The following is a 20059-nucleotide window of genomic DNA, read 5'->3' on the forward strand; positions in this document are numbered from 1 at the left end:
TGCTGTTCAGGCGCGCAGAGATGCAGCTTTGACGGCCACTGTATACCGTTGGGCGGAACCTATTGCGGCGGTGGGCGAACCTGCGGCCCGTTTGAACGCTGCGTCGCGGGCGGCACACGGTGCGCGCCAGCCGGGCCAAACAAATGCACGTCGCGCGTGGATTGCCCGGGAGATACGTTTTGCAATGCACGTGGCGAGTGTGAACCCACAACACCCGGAGTTGACCCGAACGCAACGACCGACGGTCTTCGCAAAGTGTGCGACGATGGTCTGGTCTGTGGCGATGGGTCTTCGTGCTTGCAGGGTGGCGGATGCTCGCGCCCCGGATGGTTCGTGTGCGAAGAAACGGGCTCGCAATGCCGCCCGGGGTTTAAGTGTTCGCAACATCAGGGATGTGTACCGGTCAACGCTATCGACTGCGGCTATGCCAAATGGTGCAAACCCGGCGAGCAATGCCTGCCCGATGGCGGATGCGAGAAACTGCCGGAAGGAGCCGAACCGTAGGTTGCCTCGGCCTCTGCAGCTTCTTATAAGCGGTTCGATTGTCAGACAGGAGCCCGCCCATGCGTTTCGCCCATCGTCACCTTCTTGGCATTGAGCACCTGTCGCAATCCGATATTACCGCCATTCTGGATCTGGCTGAAACATATGTCGACCTGAACCGGCAATCGACAAAACGATCTGATGTGCTATCGGGGCTGACACAGATCAACATGTTCTTCGAAAACTCGACCCGCACGCAGGCCAGTTTCGAACTGGCGGGCAAGCGGTTGGGCGCAGATGTGATGAATATGGCGATGCAGGCCAGCTCGATCAAAAAAGGCGAGACGCTGATCGACACCGCCATGACACTGAACGCGATGCATCCCGATCTGCTGGTGGTGCGCCATCCGCATTCCGGTGCCGTCGATCTGCTGGCGCAGAAAGTGAACTGTGCGGTTCTGAACGCGGGCGACGGGCGGCACGAACACCCGACGCAAGCGCTGCTGGACGCGCTGACCATTCGTCGTGCCAAGGGTCGTCTTCACCGTCTGAACATCGCCATTTGCGGCGATGTTGCACATTCCCGCGTGGCACGCTCGAACCTCATTCTGCTGGGCAAGATGGAAAACCGCATTCGCCTGATTGGCCCGCCAACGCTAGTCCCCGGCCATTTCGCCAATTTCGGTGCCGAGGTTTATGACGACATGAATGAAGGTCTTAAAGACGTCGATGTGGTCATGATGCTGCGCCTTCAAAAAGAGCGTATGGATGGCGGCTTTATCCCTTCGGAACGCGAGTACTACCATCGCTATGGTTTGGACGCCGCCAAGCTGGCGCTGGCGAAGCCCGACGCCATCGTCATGCATCCCGGTCCGATGAACCGCGGGGTTGAGATTGATGGCACGCTGGCCGACGACATCAATCGATCCGTTATTCAAGACCAGGTCGAGATGGGTGTCGCCGTCCGCATGGCCGCGATGGAACTGCTGGCCCGCAACCTGCGTGAGGCGGCATGAACAAGCTGACCATTGCCCCCCATGAACGCGGTGTGATCCGCGTTTTCTCTTTGGATATGCGCCCTGAAGAGGCGAAGTTCCTGCGCGAACCCGGCGCGGCCGATCAGGTCTTAGGCGTTGAGGGGCTGGATTCAGGTCAGATCGACGTTTTTCCCGTATCGGACCTCGAAGACCTTGGGCTTTTTGGCTATCTGAACGACGGCTGCGGTGTGGTTGCCGATCAGCTGGATCATGAAGGGCTTGAGGCAATTGAAGGCTGGGTGATGGTGGTTCGAAGCGCTGCGTTCGGCGGGCGTGCGGCCACTCTGACCCCGGACAACCGCTTGCGCCTGATCGGGTTCTACACCGAAGAAGCGACCAACTGGACCGGTGATCCGATTGAAACAGAAAGCGCCAAGCCGTTTTCTGCCCCTCAAACCGCGCCGAAATACGACAAACCCCGCCGCGTCGGCTCAGCCATTGTTGCGCTGGTAGTTCTGTTGGCAGTCGGAGGTGCCCTATGGCTGATCCTGTGATCTTTGCCCCCGACAAGGGTGCCTATATCCGCACGAACACGTGGTTGGCCGCTGTCGCCATGGCGGGCGCGATGATTGTGCTTTGGCTGATCGGCAACCCCTATCCCTGGACCGGCGCGCCCGCGGGCCTTGCGGCCATCGGCCTGCGCGCGTGGTATCTGGCATCCGAAGAGCTGGTCGCCACGTGGGAGATGACCGACACCGCCCTCACCGGCCCTGGCCCGCGCAAAGTGGCGCTGACCCAGATTGAGGCCGTCAACACCATGGGAAGCTTTGTCCAGATCGTCACAAAAAGCGGCGACAAACATCTGATCAAGTATCAGGCCAATCCCGCCGCTACCAAAGCCTCCATCGAAAGGGCCATGGCATGACCAACCTGATCTTTACCAACGCGCGCCTGATCGACCCAGAAACCGGCACGGACAGCCCCGGTTGGCTGCAGGTGACTAATGGCCGGATCACCGCGCGTGGTGAAGGCAATTCCCCGACCACCGAGGCCAAGGCCATTGATTGCGGTGGGAAATGCCTTGCACCCGGAATCGTCGATATCGGCGTCAAAGTGTGTGAGCCCGGTGAGAGGCACAAGGAAAGCTATAAAACCGCAGGTCTTGCAGCGGCTGCCGGGGGTGTGACCACGATCGTCACCCGCCCCGATACCACTCCGTCTATCGACACCCCTGAAAGCCTGGAATTTGTCACGCGACGCGCACAGTCGGACTCGCCGGTCAACGTGCTGCCGATGGCGGCGTTGACCAAGGGCCGTGAAGGGCGCGAGATGACCGAGATCGGCTTTCTGCAAGATGCCGGTGCGGTTGCCTTTACCGATTGCGACCACGTGGTCACCAATACCAAAGTGTTTTCCCGCGCGCTGACCTATGCGCGATCCTGCGGTGCGCTGGTCATCGCCCATCCGCAGGAGCCAACGCTCAGCAGCGGCGCTGCCGCAACCAGCGGCAAATTCGCAACCCTGCGCGGTTTGCCAGCTGTTTCGCCCATGGCCGAGCGTATGGGCCTGGATCGAGACATCGCCTTGCTTGAGATGACAGGCGCCAAGTACCACACCGATCAGATCACCACCGCCCGCGCCCTGCCCGCGCTGGAGCGCGCCAAGCGCAACGGGCTGGACATCACTGCCGGGACTTCAGTTCACCACCTTACCCTGAATGAGCTGGACGTGGCCGACTATCGCACCTTCTTCAAGGTCAAGCCGCCGCTGCGGTCCGAAGACGACCGGCTCGCCGTGATTGAGGCTGTGCGGTCCGGCCTGATCGACACGATCAGCTCAATGCACACACCACAGGACGAAGAGAGCAAACGCCTACCGTTTGAAGAGGCTGCCTCGGGCGCGGTGGCGCTTGAAACGTTACTGCCCGCAGTGCTGCGGCTCTACCATGCGGGGTACCTAGACCTACCCACCCTGTTCCGGGCCATGGCCTTGAATCCAGCGAAGCGGTTGGGTCTGGAGAGCGGTCGGTTGTCACTAGGCGCACCTGCCGATCTGGTACTGTTCGACCCGGACGTGCCGTTTATACTGGACCGTTTCTCGCTAAAATCGAAATCGCAGAACACACCGTTTGACGGCCAAAGGATGCAGGGTAAGGTCACCGCAACCTATGTCGCTGGGCAAGAAGTGTACCGGAGATCCTGATGCCGTCAATTGACAGTTCGATGACCCAGTTGCTCCTCTGGGCAATACTCGGCTATCTGATGGGTTCAATCCCGTTTGGCATGATTATCGCACGGGTCATGGGGCTGGGTAACTTGCGCAGCATCGGATCGGGCAATATCGGTGCAACCAACGTATTACGCACCGGGAACAAACCCGCCGCTGCGATGACATTGCTTTTCGATGCCGCCAAAGGCGCAATCGCCGTCTTGCTGGCCCGTGCGCTGGCCCAGGAGGACGCCGCGCAGATCGCGGCACTGGCCGCGTTTCTGGGTCATTGTTTTCCGGTTTGGTTGGGGTTCAAGGGCGGCAAGGGCGTGGCAACCTTTCTTGGCCTTTGGCTCGCACTCGACTGGCGTGTTGGGGTGGCCTGCTGCCTGACGTGGCTGGTTGCGGCTGCAATATGGCGGATTTCCTCGCTGGGTGCGTTGGTGGCCGCTGCGATGTCAGCTGTATGGGTCCTGTCCCTGACGGATGGCTCAGCCCTTGCATTGAGTATCGTGCTGACCGTTCTTGTGTTTTGGCGTCACCGGGCCAACCTTATGCGGATCAAGGCCGGCACTGAACCAAAGATCGGTCAATCTTGAACGCCCCTGATACCTTTCTGAGTGCCTTTTTCGCGATTCCCGCGGGGTCGTCTACCGGCCAAAGCAATGGTAAGCGCTATGTCATAAGCCGTTCGGAACTGGCCGGGGGCAAATCCCAAAAGCTGGTCGCTCATGAGCTTGGCGGCAACGATTACATCAGCCTGAACCTCTACTTGACTCGCAACAGCGGTGCCCTGTTGCGCCCCTGCGAGATGCCCGCAGAAAAAGTGGTCAAATTTGTGCTGGGCTTCAGACCCGATCGGCAAGCTGATTCTGTGCATATTTGAACAGTTCAATCTTTGTTACCACACAATCACAATTGATTGCTTTGAACGTGAAGGGATCACTGCCCAAGTAGGCTGCGTGCCGGGCAATTGCTGACCGCACATGAAAAAAAATCCAAAGGGGCACCAGCCGCAATTCCGGCGGCAAAGGGTGCCTAAGTTCACGAAAGGTGAAACAAATGAACAAGTTCAAATCCATCCTGGGCGGGGTTGCCTTGTCCGTCGCAATCGCAAGCTCGGCCATGGCTGCAGGCGTTGAACTGAACGCAAGCTCGACCGGTCTTGCAATGCAGGGCTATGACCCGGTTGCCTATTTCACCGAAGGCGCACCGACCAAAGGTGACTACCGCATCTCCGCACTGCACAACGACGCTCTGTACCGTTTTGCAACCGAAGAAAACAAAGCGGCGTTCGAAGCCAACCCGGAAGCTTACCTGCCTGCATACGGCGGTTACTGCGCATTCGGCGCGGCCATGGGCTTCAAGTTCGACGGTGACCCGACATACTGGAAAATCGTTGACAACAAACTGTACCTGAACCTGTCCAAGGACATTCAGGAACGTTGGGAAGGCGACGTCCCGGGCTTCATCGAAAAAGCCAGCGCAAACTGGGAAACCATTGCTGACAAAGATCCGGCTGAACTGCAGCAGTAAATCAGCTGAGTTTGAAAAGCATTGGGCGGCGAGTCACCTCGCCGCCTTTTCTTTTTCGGTACACAACACGGCCCGGCGCATTGAGCAAAATCCAACTTGATTCGGAAAACGTGCACTTGTACCGATTGATCGAATAGCTTCAATCGCGCTAATCCCGAAATGCCTTGCGGCAGGTTCGATTCTTGGTTTCCATTTGCCATCCCAACGCATTTGACACTCCATCAGCTGAGCGTGCGCATAAGTTTTTATTGTACACGACAAAAATGTATCCGACCGTTCCGGACATACCCGTGGCAACAATTTGCTTACTCAGCCAAACGGCCAGTGAAAGGCAACGTTTTCACCCAACTCTGTTTGAAACCATAACCATGCAATCTTACATTCTCTAAACGTGTTCATGACGCACTCCACAGACCACCCATTTTCAGGTCAAGGCTGTGCTTTTAGAAACCGGACCGCTGCCTGGACTGCTATTTCGATCCAAGATCGGGTGTCAGGCACGAACACATAATAACCAACGTCACTCTCCGAAATGAATTTGTCAGAACGAAAGGTTACGACATGGCAGGTAAAGTTTTATTCGCTTCCGCGTGGCAACCGTGTTTGCTGGGTCGGCGATGGCGTAGGCCTCGGGCGACTGGACGGGGTTTTACGGCGGCGCACAAATTGGTTACGCTGATATTGATACCAATATATCCGACGTAGACGGTGGCGGTTTTATCGATGGTATCATTCTGGGTTATGATGTCGATCTGGGTGACTGGGTCGTCGGTGGTGGGTTCGACTATGACTGGACCAGTATCGAACTGACGCCGGGCGTCGAGGTCGAGGACGTCTGGCGCATTAAAGCCCGCGCCGGTTACAACGTGATTCCGCAAGGTCTTTTGTATGGTATCGGCGGTTACGCCAGGGCCGGAACCGACAACCTTGGCAGCGATGACGGCTGGTTCTTCGGCGCAGGTTACGAACAGATTATCGCCCCGAATATCAGTGTCGGCGGTGAAATCCTTTATCACGAGTTCAACGACTTTGACTCAACAGGGGTCGACGTGGATGCGACCACGGTTCAAATCCGCGCCTCCTATCGGTTCTGATCGGAAAAGCGGTTGAAAACCGGCCCGGCGCCGACAGGCCGGGTCTTTTCTCAAAGCTCAAGAACCGTGCTACCGGTGGTTTGGCGCGCCTCAAGCGCGCGGTGGGCGTCGGCCACTTGTTCCAGCGGAAAGCGCTGGTCGATGTGGATTTTCACCTCTCCACCCTCGACCTTGCCGAATAGCCGCCGCGCCATCGCCTGACAGACAACGTGATCGGCGATATGCGAAAAAAGAGTCGGGCGCGTGATCTTGAGCGACCCTTTCTTGGCCAATATTCCCAGATCGATCAGCGGCACCGGTCCCGAGGCATTGCCAAACGATATCATCATCCCAAGGGGCTTGAGGCAGTCCAGTGACCCGCTGAAGGTATCCGCCCCGATTGAATCCATCACCACGTCCACGCCTTTGCCCCCGGTAAGTTCGGCCACTCGTTCAGCAAAGTTTTCGGTCTGGTAATTGATACAGTGGGCTGCGCCATTGAATTGCGCCAGACTGCATTTTTCATCGGTTCCGGCGGTGCCTATAAGAGTGATACCTTCGGATTTGGCCCATTGGCAGGCGATCAGCCCCACGCCACCAGCCGCTGCGTGAAACAGGACGGTGTCACCGCGTTTTAATGGCGTGGTGCGGTGAAACAGGTATTCGACCGTCATCCCCTTGAGCATCATCGCCGCCGCTGCGTCAAATCCAATCTCGTCGGGTAAAGGGCACACCTGCGCAGCAGGCATCACCCGTGCCTCGCAATAGGCACCGGGAGGGGCCGCTGCATATGCCGCCCGCTGGCCGGGTTCCAGGTGAGTCACGCCTTCGCCCACGGCCTCGATCACGCCTGCGGCTTCCATGCCCAAGGCATGCGGCAGATCCAGCGGATAAAGTCCGGAGCGCTGATAGACATCAATAAAGTTCAACCCGCAAGCATGGTGACGGATACGAACTTCTCCGGGACCGGGATCGCCCAGCGGCCGGTCTTCGATCCTTAATACTTCCGGGCCGCCGTGTTCGTGAATGACGACGGTTCTTGCCGTTTGATGCATGCTGACCTCCTGTTGCCTGCGACCAAGCTAACACGCCTGAGAATCAGGGCAATCGGCTCTGTTTCGCATCAAGCAACCAAAAGGCGAAAAAATGTGGTATAATGACCATCGGGCGTTGCCGGCTGGTCCGGCCAAGGGCAACCCGTGCCGGATTCACTCTGCTGCGCTGATACGCTACGGGAGGGGATATCGATGGCGAAAACGATTGGAAACCCGATCAGCTGGGCCGCCAAGAACATCGGCGCGACCAGCGATCACATTGCGGAAAGCGTGAACCGCATCGGCAGCGCGGATACGCGGCAAATGCCGGTGGTGCAAACGCTGACAATGCAAGACCTGAAGGATTGCCTGCGGGCAGGATACAACGATTTTCTGGAAACGCGGGCAGATGCCATTTTCATCGTACTGATCTACCCGATTGCAGGGCTGCTCATGTTTGGCTTTGGGTTGAACAAGAACATGGTGCCATTGCTTGCACCGCTGATCATGGGCTTTGCATTGATTGGCCCCATTGCGGCGGTGGGATTGTATGAAATCAGCCGCAAACGAGAACAAGGGGGCGATGTGCATTGGCTGGACGCCTTCGGTGTCTTCCGCTCACCCTCATTCGGTGCAATTCTGCTATTGGGCTTTTATCTGGTCATCTGGCTGTTGGTCTGGCTCATGGTTGCGCAGAGCATCTATGTCCACACGCTAGGCCCAGATTTGCCAATATCCTTCAGCGCATTCGTGGCGCAAGTATTCACCACCGGTGCGGGTTGGACGATGATCATCTTTGGCAACGCGGTAGGGTTTCTGTTTGCCCTGGTCGCGCTGGCGATCAGTGTCGTCAGCTTTCCGCTTTTGCTGGATCGTAAAGTCGGGCTTCCGGTGGCGGTTGTGACCTCGGTCCGTGTCCTTCGACATAACCCAAGGGTCATTCTGGCCTGGGGTCTCGTCGTTGCTGTCATGTTAATTGCCGGTGCCATTCCGATGCTGCTTGGGCTGATCGTGGTCATGCCGGTACTTGGCCATGCAACCTGGCACCTGTACCGCCGCGCTGTGACTTGAGGAAATTGCGCGGTACCAGCCCGCGCACTCTGTCAACCTGAGACTTTTAAAACGATCTTTCCAATATGATCTGAACTCTCCATTCGCGCATGGGCGGCCGAGGCATCTCCCAGATCAAATTCGCTGTCCATGACGGGGGCGACCTTCCCTGCCTCCAGCAACGGCCAGACCGCCTCGTGTAAGTCCCGAGTGATTTTTGCCTTGGCCAAATCACTTTGCGGACGCAGGGTGCTGCCGGTCAGGGTCAGGCGCTTGACCATCATCATCGCAAAGTTCAACTCGACGTTTGAACCTTGCAGAAAGGCAATCTGAACAAGCCGACCGTCTTCGGCCAGAGTTTTTACGTTGCGCGGGATATAGTCACCGCCCACCATATCAAGGATCAGGTTTGCACCCCCTTCAGCCCGCATAACCGCGACGAAATCCTCATCCCGGTAATTGATTGCGCGCTCGGCACCAAGTTTTAAGCAGGCCTCGCATTTCTCATCCGACCCGGCAGTGGTGAAAACGCGGGCGCCAAAGGCATGGGCCAGTTGAATTGCCGTGGTGCCAATCCCGCTTGAGCCGCCGTGGACCAGAAACCGCTCACCAGCCTTGAGCCCACCGCGGGTAAAGACGTTGGACCAGACGGTGAAGAATGTCTCGGGCAGGCACGCGGCCTCTTTCATGCCCATCCCCGCCGGCACCGGCAGACAATGTGCGGCAGGCGTGGCCACGTATTCGGCGTAGCCGCCGCCCGGCAACAACGCACAAACCTGATCACCCAAAAAAAGCCCTTCAACGCCGGAACCTACTGCGACCACTTCTCCCGAAGCCTCAAGCCCGGGCAGATCGCTCGCCCCCGGCGGCGGATCATAAGCTCCTGCGCGCTGCAACGCATCCGGGCGGTTCACGCCGGCATAAGCGATCTTGAGGATCACCTGACCGTTTTTTGGCTCGGGTATTGGACGGTCTGTCACCTGCAGAACCTCCGGTCCTCCGGGCTTGGTGATCTCAACAGCGCGCATTGTCTGGGTCATTGGCAAATCTCCTTTGCCCAATGCCTATCAGGGTAGTGACAGAAGGCCCAGACAGTTACTTTCTCGTGTTCAAAACTCCGGGCAGATCAGCCCTCATCCTGATTGGCGGCTTTACCTGACTGGCAAACCAGTTCGGCACCGCAAGGAGGGGTTTGAGCAGCGGATTGCCGTTTACCTGCGCCTTGAGCTTTTCGATCTGCATCACATTGTCGATGCGACGGTCCAGAAACTCCCACGTCTTTTGATGATCCGGAGAATCATCGCCCAGCCAAAACAGTAGGGTCGAAGAATAGACCCCCGACAGGGTTGCTCGTTTGGTGTACCAGTTCACATCATCCGACGTATCGCCCAGCGTGTCCCAGATCAGGTCACAGGTCTGCCAAAGCGCCTTCGCTCCATCGGCCGCATGGCTTGGCAGAGAAAAAAGCGTCATCCCGCGACGAACCAGCTCTTTGTCGGGAACAGCCTCAAGCCGAAAGCGTACGGCTGCGGCCACGCGGTCACGGAATTTCAGTTCCCTCAGATCGGTGGTATTGAGTCGTTCCACCATCGCGGCATCGCCACGGGCATGAAAGGCCAGTGCCAGATCAACCGCACCACGGGGACAAATTGCCCGCGTCAGACCCTGATCCAGATCACAATCGACTACCGCGGCGCGAAAGCTGTTTTCGGACCAGCCATCAAAGGGGACGTGCATCAAGATCGCGTCCAAAAGCTGTTGCTTGGCATCTTCGTAGGTGACAGTCATGGGGTTCTCCGGTTCTCGGGGCCAGTACTAGACAAGATAGGCCAGCTTTGCTATACGGCCAACTCCTGCAATTTCCTTGCAACTCTATCTAGAAAGGTGGTGACAACCACATGCAGGTTAGTGTTCGCGACAATAACGTCGATCAGGCGCTTCGTGCCCTGAAGAAAAAGCTGCAGCGCGAAGGCGTGTTCCGTGAAATGAAGCTGAAGCAACATTTCGAGAAACCGTCCGAGAAAAAAGCGCGCGAGAAAGCTGAAGCGATCCGCCGTGCCCGTAAACTGGCACGCAAGAAAGCCCAGCGCGAAGGTCTGCTCTAAGACCCGTCTCGTCCAGCTTTGGATGACACTATTTGACGACCCCCGAGGCCCTGCCCGGGGGTTTGTCGTTTTAGACACCGGTTGTAGCCCGCTGAATCGCCCACGGGCAAACCGGCTGAATCCGGAAGGTCGGTTTGGTGACCCTGCCGATGATCGCAAGACCTGGACGCCTATCATCGGCACCCGTAAACATACCGGCCCAACCCGTGGCGCAATCGAAATTCCTTCAAGCCTTATGCAGCTCGACCTCGGCCTTTTGATGGATTTTGCCGGACAGCCTCTTAGGCCCGCAGGGTGCCGCAATGGCGTCCCTCAAACGCGTTGACACTGCGCATGCGCAGTTTTTTGCACACAAAGGCAAATAGGGCGGTAGCAATTCGCCGACGAGGCCAGCGGCCCAGATTGCGTCTGTATCCCGCCAAATTCTCGCCATTAATGTCGCCGCAAAATAACGCAATTCTTTGGAGGCAGAATCATGTCAACCGCAAGCGAACTAGAAAGGCAGATGCTCGCATTGATCAATGCAGAGCGCGCGCAGGCCGGACTTCCCCCTGTCCGGCTTGAATTGAATTTGAATGAGGCCGCGGAAGACCACAGTCAATGGATGCTGAACACCGATACGTTCAGTCATACCGGCCAGGGCGGCTCCAGCCCGTCGCAGCGCATGGATGCGGCCGGGTTTGACTTTTCCGGCAGTTGGCGCGCGACCGAAAACATCGCGTGGCAAAGCGTCCGGGGGGCACCCGGACTATCGGACGACGTTGAAAACCTGCACAACAGCCTGATGAACAGCCCGGGCCACAGGGCGAACATCCTTGATCCGAATGTCACCGTGGTCGGTATTGGCATCGAGGTTGGCAAGTTCGAAGGTTGGGACGCGATCATCGTGACCCAGAATTTCGCCCGCACCTCGGGGCAGCTTGATCTGGATACTGGTGGCTCGGGTGGAAGTACCCCTGCACCGACCCCAACCGAACCGGGCCAAGAGGCCGTGGACGCTGGCACCATCGGCGATGCGTCGGATGACTGGTTTATCCTGAAATCAGGTCAGGCCGGCACCTTGGAAGGTCGCGATGGCGATGACATTCTGGGCGGAGGAAATGGCCGTGACACCCTGATTGGTGGGCTCGGCGATGACACTCTCAGCGGTTATGGCGGCAATGACACCCTACTTGGCGGCCAGGGCGTCGACCTGTTGAAGGGTGCCACGGGCAATGACTGGCTGCAATCAGGCATGGGCGCCGACCGGTTGCAAGGCGGTGCTGGCGATGACGTGTTGCGGGGCGGACGCGGCCGCGACACACTGATCGGCGGCGATGACGACGACACCCTGATCGGGGCGCGCGGCATCGACACCATGACCGGCGGTTCCGGTTCGGATACGTTTGTGTTCACCATCGGGCCGGACACCGTGACGGATTTCACCGATGAGGATTACATCGACTTAAGCCTGAATGCCGCCATCACCGGGTACAGCGATTTGATGAACAACCACATTTCAGAATCGCGCGGAGATGTGATTATCGACGACGGCGCAGGAAACTCTCTAACTCTGGAAGATACACGAGTTGCAGACCTGACGATGGATCATTTTCTGTTCTGAATTTGCTGGCGATTTGACACAAAACACCCCCGATTCCGGGGGGTGTTTTTTTGATCAATAGATTTTGGGCACGTGCAGTTCATCCGGTAGAACGCGACGCTCGTAATCAGGGTTGTACTTACGATCCGGTAAATTGACTTTTTCCTGCGGCACATCCGTGTATGGAATCTTGGTCAACAGATGCTCGATACAATTCAGACGTTCGCGCTTTTTATCATTGCCTTCAACGATGTACCAAGGCGCCTCTGGGATGTTAGTGCGGAAGAACATATCTTCCTTGGCCTTTGTATAAGCCTCCCAACGGATGCGCGATTCCAGATCCATCGGGGAGAGTTTCCACTGTTTCATCGGATCATGAATGCGCATGAGAAAGCGCAGTTGCTGCTCCTCGTCTGTGATCGAGAACCAATATTTCAGCAAGATGATCCCTGACCGAACCAGCATCCGCTCGAATTCGGGAACGTCCTGAAAGAACTGTTCAACCTGGTCGTCAGAGGCAAAACCCATTACGCGTTCCACCCCGGCGCGGTTGTACCAAGACCGATCAAACAGAACAATCTCCCCGGCTGCGGGCAGATGCGGAACGTAACGTTGAAAGTACCACTGGCTCTGTTCTCGACGGCTGGGCGCGGGCAGGGCGACAACGCGCGCAACACGCGGGTTCAGGCGCTGGGTGATACGCTTGATCACACCACCTTTGCCAGCACTGTCGCGGCCTTCGAACAGGATACAAACCTTGGCCCCGGTATGCTGCACCCAATCCTGAACTTTGATCAGTTCGGCCTGCAATCGCAGCAGATTGCGGAAATAGACCTTGCGGTCCAGCATGTCCGGGTGCTGATCCCTGTAGATCTTGCGGATTTCCATCGAGAGCATGGGTTCGCTGAATTCGATCTCAAAATCTTCGTCCAGCGTGTCTTCCAACTCGGCTTCCAGCCAGTCTTTGGGGCCATCATTGCGTTCGTAAACCAAGATCTTTTCCTTATCGTCTATCGGGTCAGAACCGTACACCACGCGCGTAACTGCCTGATGTCATCAGAAGACTTGATGAAAGCCTCTCCCAAGCGAAACCGCAGTGGTTGCGGGGTCAAGGTGATGCAAAACGGAAATTAGTCTTTTAGTAAACTTGAGCCGACACGCCAAGGGATGCAAGCGTTAGAATTGACGCATTGCCAGCGGGTTGGCATCAGTGCGCCCTGGACCCAGCCAAAAAACACAGGCAGACCACGGCAATGGCCCTTGTTGAAGTTGGGAACGAGCCGGGCCTGATTTTTTGCGGCTAGCCCTCATACACTTCGGGTTGACGCTTTCATCTGTTGCCTTTCTTACCATTTCGGCCCGAGATTGACCTTACACAGGAAGGGCCGTGGTCTTGAAAACAGTCCGCAAGGCAAACGAGCTTTGCATCTGGGCCACCCCCGGTAGCCGCGACAGGTATTGCCGGTGTATACGTGCAAAATCCTCGGTGTTTTCCGCGACAACCTTCAAAATATAATCAGCCGTTCCCGCCATAAGATGGCATTCAAGCACATCTGGTATTCGGGCGACTGCCTTTTCGAACGCGTCCAAAAGTTCCTCGGCCTGCCCTTGTAGCGTAATCTCGACAAATACCGTTGTCGGGACGTTCATCTTGCGTGCGTCCAGCAGCGCGACGTAGTTCCGGATGTAGCCGTCAGCCTCCAGCCGTTGAACCCGCCGATGGCACGCTGAGGGCGACAAGTTTACCTGCTCGGACAGTTCGGCATTCGACATGCGACCATCCCGCTGAAGTGCTGCGAGAATCTTTTTATCTGTCGCATCCAGTATCATCGACGCAAGTCCTTTGCAGGTTTTCGTTAGATTAGCGGAGTTTTTCCTGAAAAAAAGCCTGCAAGCGGGCAAAGTTTCACAGAAATTGCACCCGAAATTACCCAATATCCGCTCAAATTGTGAAGGGAGGAGCGCAATGAAAATCGGTTGCCCCAAGGAAATCAAACCCCAGGAATTCCGCGTTGGAATGACTCCGAACGCCGCGCAAGAGGCCGTTGCGCGCGGCCACCAGGTTCTGATCGAGACAAATGCCGGGATCGGTGCCGGATTTGACAATGACGCCTATGTCGCCGCCGGTGCGCGAATTGTCGGCACGGCTGAAGAAGTGTTTGCCACCGCGGACATGATCGTAAAGGTCAAGGAACCACAAGCCGTTGAGCGCAAGATGCTCCGCGAAGGTCAGCTTTTGTTCACCTATCTGCATCTGGCGCCAGACCCGGATCAGACGCATGATCTGCTGGAATCGGGCTGCACGGCCATCGCCTATGAAACTGTGACGGATGCAAGCGGCGGTCTGCCCCTGCTTGCACCAATGTCCGAGGTCGCAGGTCGGCTGGCTCCTCAGGTCGGATCGTGGACTCTGCAAAAAGCCAATGGCGGTCGTGGCGTTCTGATGGGTGGAGTGCCCGGTGTCGGCCCGGCAAAAGTTGTGGTGATCGGGGGTGGCGTGGTTGGCACCCATGCGGCGCGAGTTGCCGCTGGCATGGGTGCGGATGTTACCGTGCTTGACCGTTCACTGCCACGCCTGCGCTATCTTGACGATGTGTTCGGGCGTCAGTTCAAAAACCGGTATTCGACCGCTGGTGCGACGTCCGAATTGATCGAGGATGCCGACATGGTCATCGGTGCGGTTTTGATCCCAGGCGCGGCCGCCCCCAAACTGATCAGCCGCGCGCAATTGTCGACAATGAAACCCGGCGCGGTTCTGGTGGATGTTGCCATCGACCAGGGCGGATGTTTTGAGACGTCGAAAGCCACTACGCATGCCGACCCGATCTATAACGTAGACGGCATCATGCACTACTGCGTGGCCAACATGCCGGGCGCGGTTGCGCGCACCTCGACCATCGCACTGGGGAACGCGACGATGCCGTTCATGCTGGCGCTGGCTGACAAAGGGTGGAAACAGGCGTGTCAGGATGACGCGCATTTGCTGGCCGGTCTGAACGTGCATGCCGGGCAGCTGACTTATTACGCCGTTGGTAAGGCATTGGGCATCGACGTCGTCTCACCCAACGTGGTTATCAAATCCTGAAGCCCTCCCGCCTCTGAAAGCGCCCTTTGACAAGGGCGTTTACAGCGTTGGGCAAGGCGCCGCACCTGCAGTGCGGCGCGGTTGGCCCTTGATACAACCGTTCCACACACGACACCGCGCCACGCGGCCAGCGCTGCGCCGGGCCCAACCGGAGGAGGGCATTTCAATGCCCGCTCTACGGGCGGGAGCCTTTACGCCTCTTTGTGGATTTCCACTGAATGAGGGTACGGGATTGACACGCCCTTTGCATCGAACGCCTCTTTCACCGCTTTTGTAACTTCAAACTTCACGTCCCAGTAATCCGCCGCGGCGCACCACAGGCGAGCGGTCAAGTCGACCGAGCTGTCCCCAAGGTTGGTAACACGTACCCAAGGTTCGGGATCATCGTGAATACGCTGATCCGCTTTGGCAATGTCCAGAATGATCTTCATCGCCTCATCCGCGCTGTCGCCGTAATCAATACCAAACACCAGATCGACACGCCGTGTATCGTGTGCGGAGTAGTTGGTGATGACCGAGCCCCAGCTTTGCCCGTTAGGCACGATGATCTGCACATTATCCGGTGTCACCAGTTCAGTGGTGAACAGGTTCAAGTCTTTGACCGTTCCGGCCGTGCCGCCGATATCCACGTATTGACCCAGTTTGTAGGGACGGAACACCACCAGCATCACACCGGCTGCCAGATCGCTCAACGTGCCCTGCAATGCCAGTCCGATTGCCAGCGATGCGGCACCCAGAATGGCGACGATACTAGTCGCTTGGATACCAAATATTCCCAGAACAGCGACCAGAACCATCGCAAGGATGGCCCATTTGACCAAGCTGGCCATGAAATTGCCCAGCGTTGGGTCGATCTGCGGGGTCGCGTTGATCCGGCGACGCACCATGCCTCCGATCGCACCAGCCGCGATCCAACCCAGGATCAGAACGATCAGAGCCTTTACCGCATTCATGATCAGCGGGGCAAAGGCACCCACCTGTGTTACGACCTCATCCACGCGCATCTCCTTTCAGCAACAAGAAACCCGCGCCATTCACGCGGGAGTCACCGAATTGTGAGGTAAATTATCCCTTTGGTCTAGGGTCCTCTTGACCCTGTTTTCCCCGCTGTCCGACAAAACCATGCGATCACCGGACCTGCTGGCATTCAGGCCTTACAACTTGGCCCGCGACCACCTACGTACCGATGATCGCCAAACAGGAGCGCCGCAATGCTGGACAACACATCACATCCGATCATGAACCGCTGGCCTGCACAGTTTCCAGACCGCATTCAGCTTTATTCGTTCCCAACACCGAACGGTGTCAAAGTTTCGATCATGCTGGAAGAAACCGGCCTACAGTATGAGGCGCACAAGGTCACCCTGTCTGACTCGGATGTCAAAAGTACCGAGTTCCTGTCGCTAAACCCAAACAACAAGATTCCCGCGATCATCGACCCCAACGGCCCGGATGGTGAACCATTGGGTTTGTTCGAAAGCGGCGCGATCCTTTTGTATTTGGCAGAAAAAACGGGCAAGTTCATTGGACGGAATACGGGTGACAAGCACCGCATCACCCAATGGCTGATGTTCCAGATGGGCGGCGTTGGGCCGATGTTTGGACAGTTGGGCTATTTCCACAAATTCGCCGGCAGAGAAATCGAAGATCCCCGCCCTCGAGAACGCTACGTCAACGAAGCCAAACGGCTGTTAAACGTTTTGAACCAACAACTCGACGGGCAGGACTGGATCGCCGGCGACTATTCAATTGCTGACATCGCGATTGCACCCTGGCTGCGCGGGTTAGAGTATTACGGCACCAAAGAGGTCGTGGGCTGGGACAGCTACGCCAATGTGGTGGCCTATCTTGACCGGTTTTTGCAGCGGCCGGCCGTACAGAAGGGGTTGAAAACACCTGCGCGGGACTGATCAACAGTTCGTGCGCTGAAAAAGGGCTTGCGGCCGCGTCGGTTCGCAAGCCCTTTTGATTTTAGCCGGGCAGCTTGCCGGTCAGGACGTAACGCAGCACCTCAACCACTTGGCCCGGCTCCTCGGCCACGGCCAGAGCTGCTGCATCAACCTCTTTCAACGCATGCTGGTGATCGGGGCCATGCAGCACGATCAGGGATTTACCCAGCGCCGCGGCATAGCCTGCGTCAAAGGCCGCGTTCCACTGTTTGTATTTCTCACCAAACCGGACAACGACCACATCAGCATCTGCGATGCCTTTGCGGGTACGGATTGCGTTGACCATCGCGCCCTTGTGGTCGTGCCAGTACTTGTTTGGCTCGGCCCCCAGAATGGCTACACCGCAATCATCGCTGGCGGCATGATCGGTGACAGGGCTGTTGAAGGTGATGTCCAGCCCCTGTGCGCCATCGATGATCTGTTCGCGCCAATCGGTGTGAATCTCGCCAGATAGGTAAACGTTCAGACCCATGACTATACTCCGCTTTTGTTCCCCACCCTACCTATGAGCCAGAGAAGGGAAACCAGTTGAAAAAGTCAGCTGCGTAGAACGCCGCCGGTTGCCTTGACGACCTTGGCGATAATCTTCTCACCCACCGCTTCGATGTCTTTTTCCTTCAGCGTCGCATCCGTCGGCTGCAGGCGCACGGTGATGGCGAGGGATTTCTTGCCCTCACCCAAGCTACCGCCGATGAACTCGTCGAAAACACGGACATCCTCGATCAGTGCCTTGTCAGCACCGGCGGCGGCGTTCACCAGTGTCAGCGCCTCTACACTTTCATCAACGACAAAGGCAAAGTCACGCTCGACCGCTTGCAGATCCCGCAGTTCCAACGCGGCGCGGGTGGCACCGGACTTGCGGGGCAACGGCACCTCGTCCGGCCAGATTGTAAACGCCATCGCCGGGCCTTTGATATCCATAGCCTGCAATATGCGCGGGTGCAGTTCACCAAAAACGCCCAGCACCTTTTTTGGACCCAGGCAAATCTTGCCGTGACGACCCGGATGCCACCAGGCATCGCCGTCCCGCAGAATCTGAACCTTGGCTGGCGCACCGATCGCGGCCAGAACAGCCTCGGCATCTGCCTTGGCATCGAACACGTCGACCGGTCGCGCAGCACCGTGGACGTCCTTCGGGCCGCTGCGACCGACCAACAGACCGGTGATCTGGGTTTTCTGGTCGCCGGGCTCACCGTCGTGGAAAACGGGGCCGACTTCGAACAGCGCAACGTCGGCATAGCCGCGCGCCTGATTGCGGGCAGCCGCCTGCAGCAGGCCGGGCAAAAGATCGGGGCGCATATGGCTCATTTCCGACGAGATCGGGTTTTCCAGCTGCGTCGCTTCATCGCCCCCGCCGAACAACGCGGCAGACGCCTGATCAATGAAGGTGTACGACACACATTCATTGTAGCCCAACGCCGCGCAGGTGCGCCGCGCCATGGACTGGCGGCGCTGCGTCGGCGTCATCACCGGCTTGGGGATGCCATCGGTCACACGCTGCAACGGCTTGCCTTGTAGTTTGGTCAACGAGGCGATCCGCGCGACCTCTTCCACCAGATCGGCCTCGCCGTTTACATCAGGGCGCCAACTGGGCACGTGCGCCATTTCACCTTCCAGACGGAAACCCAGTCGGGTCAGGGTCTGACGCTGCTCGCTTTCGGGAATGTCCATGCCGACCAGCGACTGCACCCGCTCCGCGTTCAGTTTGAAAGCGCGTGAATGATTTGGAGCCTTACCGGCCTCAACCACCTTGGAAACCTCACCACCGCAGATATCAAGGATCATCTGAGTGGCCTGTTCGAGCCCTTCCAGCGTGTATTCCGGATCTACCCCGCGTTCAAAGCGATAGCGGGCGTCAGAATTGATCTTAAGCGCGCGGCCCGTCAGGGCAATCTGCACGTGATCCCAGAACGCGCTTTCCAAAAACACATTCACCGTTTCTTCGGTGCAGCCGGTTTCTTGCCCGCCCATGATGCCCGCGATCGACTCCGGACCGTTGTCGTCGGAAATGACCATCATACCGGGCTGCAGAGTGTATTCCTTTTCATCCAGCGCCACAAGTTTCTCGCCACCCTTGGCACGGTGGACGCGCAGATTGCCCTGCACCTTGTCGGCATCGAACACGTGCAGAGGCCGGTTGTGGTCAAAGGTCATGTAGTTGGTGATATCCACCAAGGCCGAGATCGGACGCAGACCAATTGCCCTCAACTGGTCCTGCAACCATTGCGGGCTGGGGCCATTCCTTACGCCCTTGATCAAACGCCCGGTGAAATGCGGGCAACCATCCAGTGTGTCGTCGTCGATTGAGACCTTGATCGGGCTTTCGAAATCACCCGGCACCGGTGCATAGTCGCGCTGCTTCAACGTACCAATGCCGCGCGCGGCCAGATCACGGGCAATCCCTTGCACGCCCAGCGCATCTGGGCGGTTGGGGGTGATTGCAATCTCAATCACCGGATCAACTTTCGAGGGCTCATTCTCGGCCAGCCAATCGATGAACTTGTCACCGACCTCACCCGAGGGCAGCTCGATAATGCCGTCATGCTCGTCCGATAGCTCAAGCTCGCGCTCAGACGCCATCATACCAAAGCTTTCGACGCCGCGGATCTTGCCAACGCCAATGGTTAGATCGAGGCCGGGGATATACATGCCCGGCTTGCAGACGACGACGGTGATGCCTTCGCGTGCATTGGGTGCGCCACAGATGATCTGCAATTCCCCTTCGTCCGTGTCCACCTTGCAGACGCGTAGCTTGTCGGCGTCGGGGTGTTTCTCGGCATGTTTCACATGGCCCAGCGTAAAGCCCGCCAGACGATCCGCCGGGTTCACGATCTCTTCGACCTCAAGCCCGAGATCAGTCAGCGCCTCGGCGATCTCATCAACCGAGGCATCAGTGTCGAGGTGGTCTTTCAGCCAGGAAAGGGTGAATTTCATCAGTCGCTATCCGCCAGAATTTTCGGGTCGGATCGCGTGTAAC

The 20059-nt window shown here is 57.5% G+C and carries 20 protein-coding genes and 1 pseudogene; 13 read left to right on the forward strand and 8 right to left on the reverse strand.

From position 1 onward, the window contains the following. Window positions 1-563 precede the first annotated feature (563 nt). The 8 genes and pseudogenes from AC2FIT_RS10370 to AC2FIT_RS10405 all read left to right on the forward strand — a co-directional run. The gene (locus AC2FIT_RS10370; RefSeq protein WP_496829158.1) at window positions 564-1499 is read left to right on the forward strand and encodes an aspartate carbamoyltransferase catalytic subunit; all 936 of its coding nucleotides are present in this window, start codon (window positions 564-566) and stop codon (window positions 1497-1499) included. Then, complete coding sequence (locus AC2FIT_RS10375; RefSeq protein WP_496829160.1) at window positions 1496-2014, forward strand: hypothetical protein; 519 nt, start codon at window positions 1496-1498, stop codon at window positions 2012-2014. Before AC2FIT_RS10370 ends, AC2FIT_RS10375 begins: the two co-directional genes overlap by 4 nt. Further along, window positions 1999-2385: a hypothetical protein gene (locus AC2FIT_RS10380; protein WP_496829161.1), complete on the forward strand. Its 387-nt coding sequence runs from the start codon at window positions 1999-2001 to the stop codon at window positions 2383-2385. Before AC2FIT_RS10375 ends, AC2FIT_RS10380 begins: the two co-directional genes overlap by 16 nt. Further along, a complete protein-coding gene (pyrC, locus tag AC2FIT_RS10385; protein ID WP_496829163.1) occupies window positions 2382-3662 on the forward strand; it encodes a dihydroorotase in 1281 nt (426 codons plus the stop codon). The genes AC2FIT_RS10380 and pyrC overlap by 4 nt, the downstream gene beginning before the upstream one ends. Beyond that, entirely contained in the window at window positions 3662-4267 is a 606-nt protein-coding gene (gene plsY, locus AC2FIT_RS10390; protein ID WP_496829165.1) for a glycerol-3-phosphate 1-O-acyltransferase PlsY, read from the forward strand. The genes pyrC and plsY overlap by 1 nt, the downstream gene beginning before the upstream one ends. After that, the gene (locus AC2FIT_RS10395; protein WP_496829167.1) at window positions 4264-4554 is read left to right on the forward strand and encodes a hypothetical protein; all 291 of its coding nucleotides are present in this window, start codon (window positions 4264-4266) and stop codon (window positions 4552-4554) included. Before plsY ends, AC2FIT_RS10395 begins: the two co-directional genes overlap by 4 nt. A 176-nt stretch (window positions 4555-4730) precedes the next feature. After that, on the forward strand, window positions 4731-5204 hold the full coding sequence (locus AC2FIT_RS10400; RefSeq protein ID WP_496829169.1) for a YHS domain-containing (seleno)protein: 474 nt from the start codon (window positions 4731-4733) through the stop codon (window positions 5202-5204). Between the two features lie 638 nt (window positions 5205-5842). Then, window positions 5843-6298, forward strand: a pseudogene (locus AC2FIT_RS10405) (outer membrane protein); the annotation flags it as partial. 50 nt (window positions 6299-6348) lie between these two features. Here the strand turns inward: AC2FIT_RS10405 and AC2FIT_RS10410 are convergent. Then, entirely contained in the window at window positions 6349-7332 is a 984-nt protein-coding gene (locus tag AC2FIT_RS10410; RefSeq protein WP_496829171.1) for a quinone oxidoreductase family protein, read from the reverse strand. 192 nt (window positions 7333-7524) lie between these two features. Between AC2FIT_RS10410 and AC2FIT_RS10415 the strand changes: the two genes are divergently transcribed. Continuing rightward, window positions 7525-8382, forward strand: a complete 858-nt coding sequence (locus AC2FIT_RS10415; protein ID WP_496829173.1) for a DUF2189 domain-containing protein — start codon at window positions 7525-7527, stop codon at window positions 8380-8382. Window positions 8383-8414: 32 nt separating this feature from the next. Here AC2FIT_RS10415 and AC2FIT_RS10420 read toward each other — a convergent pair whose 3' ends face one another. Further along, the gene (locus tag AC2FIT_RS10420) at window positions 8415-9401 is read right to left on the reverse strand and encodes an NAD(P)H-quinone oxidoreductase (RefSeq protein ID WP_496829175.1); all 987 of its coding nucleotides are present in this window, start codon (window positions 9399-9401) and stop codon (window positions 8415-8417) included. A gap of 55 nt (window positions 9402-9456) precedes the next feature. Next, on the reverse strand, window positions 9457-10149 hold the full coding sequence (locus AC2FIT_RS10425) for a COQ9 family protein (RefSeq protein ID WP_496829177.1): 693 nt from the start codon (window positions 10147-10149) through the stop codon (window positions 9457-9459). A 110-nt stretch (window positions 10150-10259) separates the two neighbouring features. Between AC2FIT_RS10425 and rpsU the strand changes: the two genes are divergently transcribed. Both rpsU and AC2FIT_RS10435 read left to right on the forward strand, forming a co-directional pair. Further along, the gene (gene rpsU / locus AC2FIT_RS10430) at window positions 10260-10466 is read left to right on the forward strand and encodes a 30S ribosomal protein S21 (protein WP_005614280.1); all 207 of its coding nucleotides are present in this window, start codon (window positions 10260-10262) and stop codon (window positions 10464-10466) included. 475 nt (window positions 10467-10941) lie between these two features. Then, complete coding sequence (locus AC2FIT_RS10435; protein ID WP_496829179.1) at window positions 10942-12069, forward strand: CAP domain-containing protein; 1128 nt, start codon at window positions 10942-10944, stop codon at window positions 12067-12069. A 54-nt stretch (window positions 12070-12123) separates the two neighbouring features. Here AC2FIT_RS10435 and ppk2 read toward each other — a convergent pair whose 3' ends face one another. Together ppk2 and AC2FIT_RS10445 are read right to left on the reverse strand one after the other, a co-directional pair. Further along, a complete protein-coding gene (ppk2, locus tag AC2FIT_RS10440; protein ID WP_068338352.1) occupies window positions 12124-13041 on the reverse strand; it encodes a polyphosphate kinase 2 in 918 nt (305 codons plus the stop codon). Between the two features lie 378 nt (window positions 13042-13419). Then, on the reverse strand, window positions 13420-13878 hold the full coding sequence (locus tag AC2FIT_RS10445) for an Lrp/AsnC family transcriptional regulator (protein ID WP_224891452.1): 459 nt from the start codon (window positions 13876-13878) through the stop codon (window positions 13420-13422). 136 nt (window positions 13879-14014) lie between these two features. Between AC2FIT_RS10445 and ald the strand changes: the two genes are divergently transcribed. Then, on the forward strand, window positions 14015-15133 hold the full coding sequence (ald, locus tag AC2FIT_RS10450; RefSeq protein ID WP_496829182.1) for an alanine dehydrogenase: 1119 nt from the start codon (window positions 14015-14017) through the stop codon (window positions 15131-15133). 191 nt (window positions 15134-15324) lie between these two features. Here ald and AC2FIT_RS10455 read toward each other — a convergent pair whose 3' ends face one another. After that, window positions 15325-16086: a mechanosensitive ion channel family protein gene (locus tag AC2FIT_RS10455; RefSeq protein WP_264190658.1), complete on the reverse strand. Its 762-nt coding sequence runs from the start codon at window positions 16084-16086 to the stop codon at window positions 15325-15327. Between the two features lie 258 nt (window positions 16087-16344). Between AC2FIT_RS10455 and AC2FIT_RS10460 the strand changes: the two genes are divergently transcribed. Continuing rightward, the gene (locus AC2FIT_RS10460; RefSeq protein ID WP_496829184.1) at window positions 16345-17043 is read left to right on the forward strand and encodes a glutathione S-transferase family protein; all 699 of its coding nucleotides are present in this window, start codon (window positions 16345-16347) and stop codon (window positions 17041-17043) included. A 61-nt stretch (window positions 17044-17104) separates the two neighbouring features. On the opposite strand, the gene AC2FIT_RS10465 is transcribed toward AC2FIT_RS10460, so the two are convergent. After that, window positions 17105-17554, reverse strand: coding sequence for a YtoQ family protein (locus tag AC2FIT_RS10465; protein WP_496829186.1), 450 nt, complete (start codon window positions 17552-17554; stop codon window positions 17105-17107). A gap of 65 nt (window positions 17555-17619) precedes the next feature. Then, entirely contained in the window at window positions 17620-20016 is a 2397-nt protein-coding gene (gene pheT / locus AC2FIT_RS10470) for a phenylalanine--tRNA ligase subunit beta (protein ID WP_496829187.1), read from the reverse strand. Window positions 20017-20059 lie beyond the last annotated feature (43 nt).

It is taken from the genome of Ruegeria sp. YTSA135 (assembly GCF_059610165.1).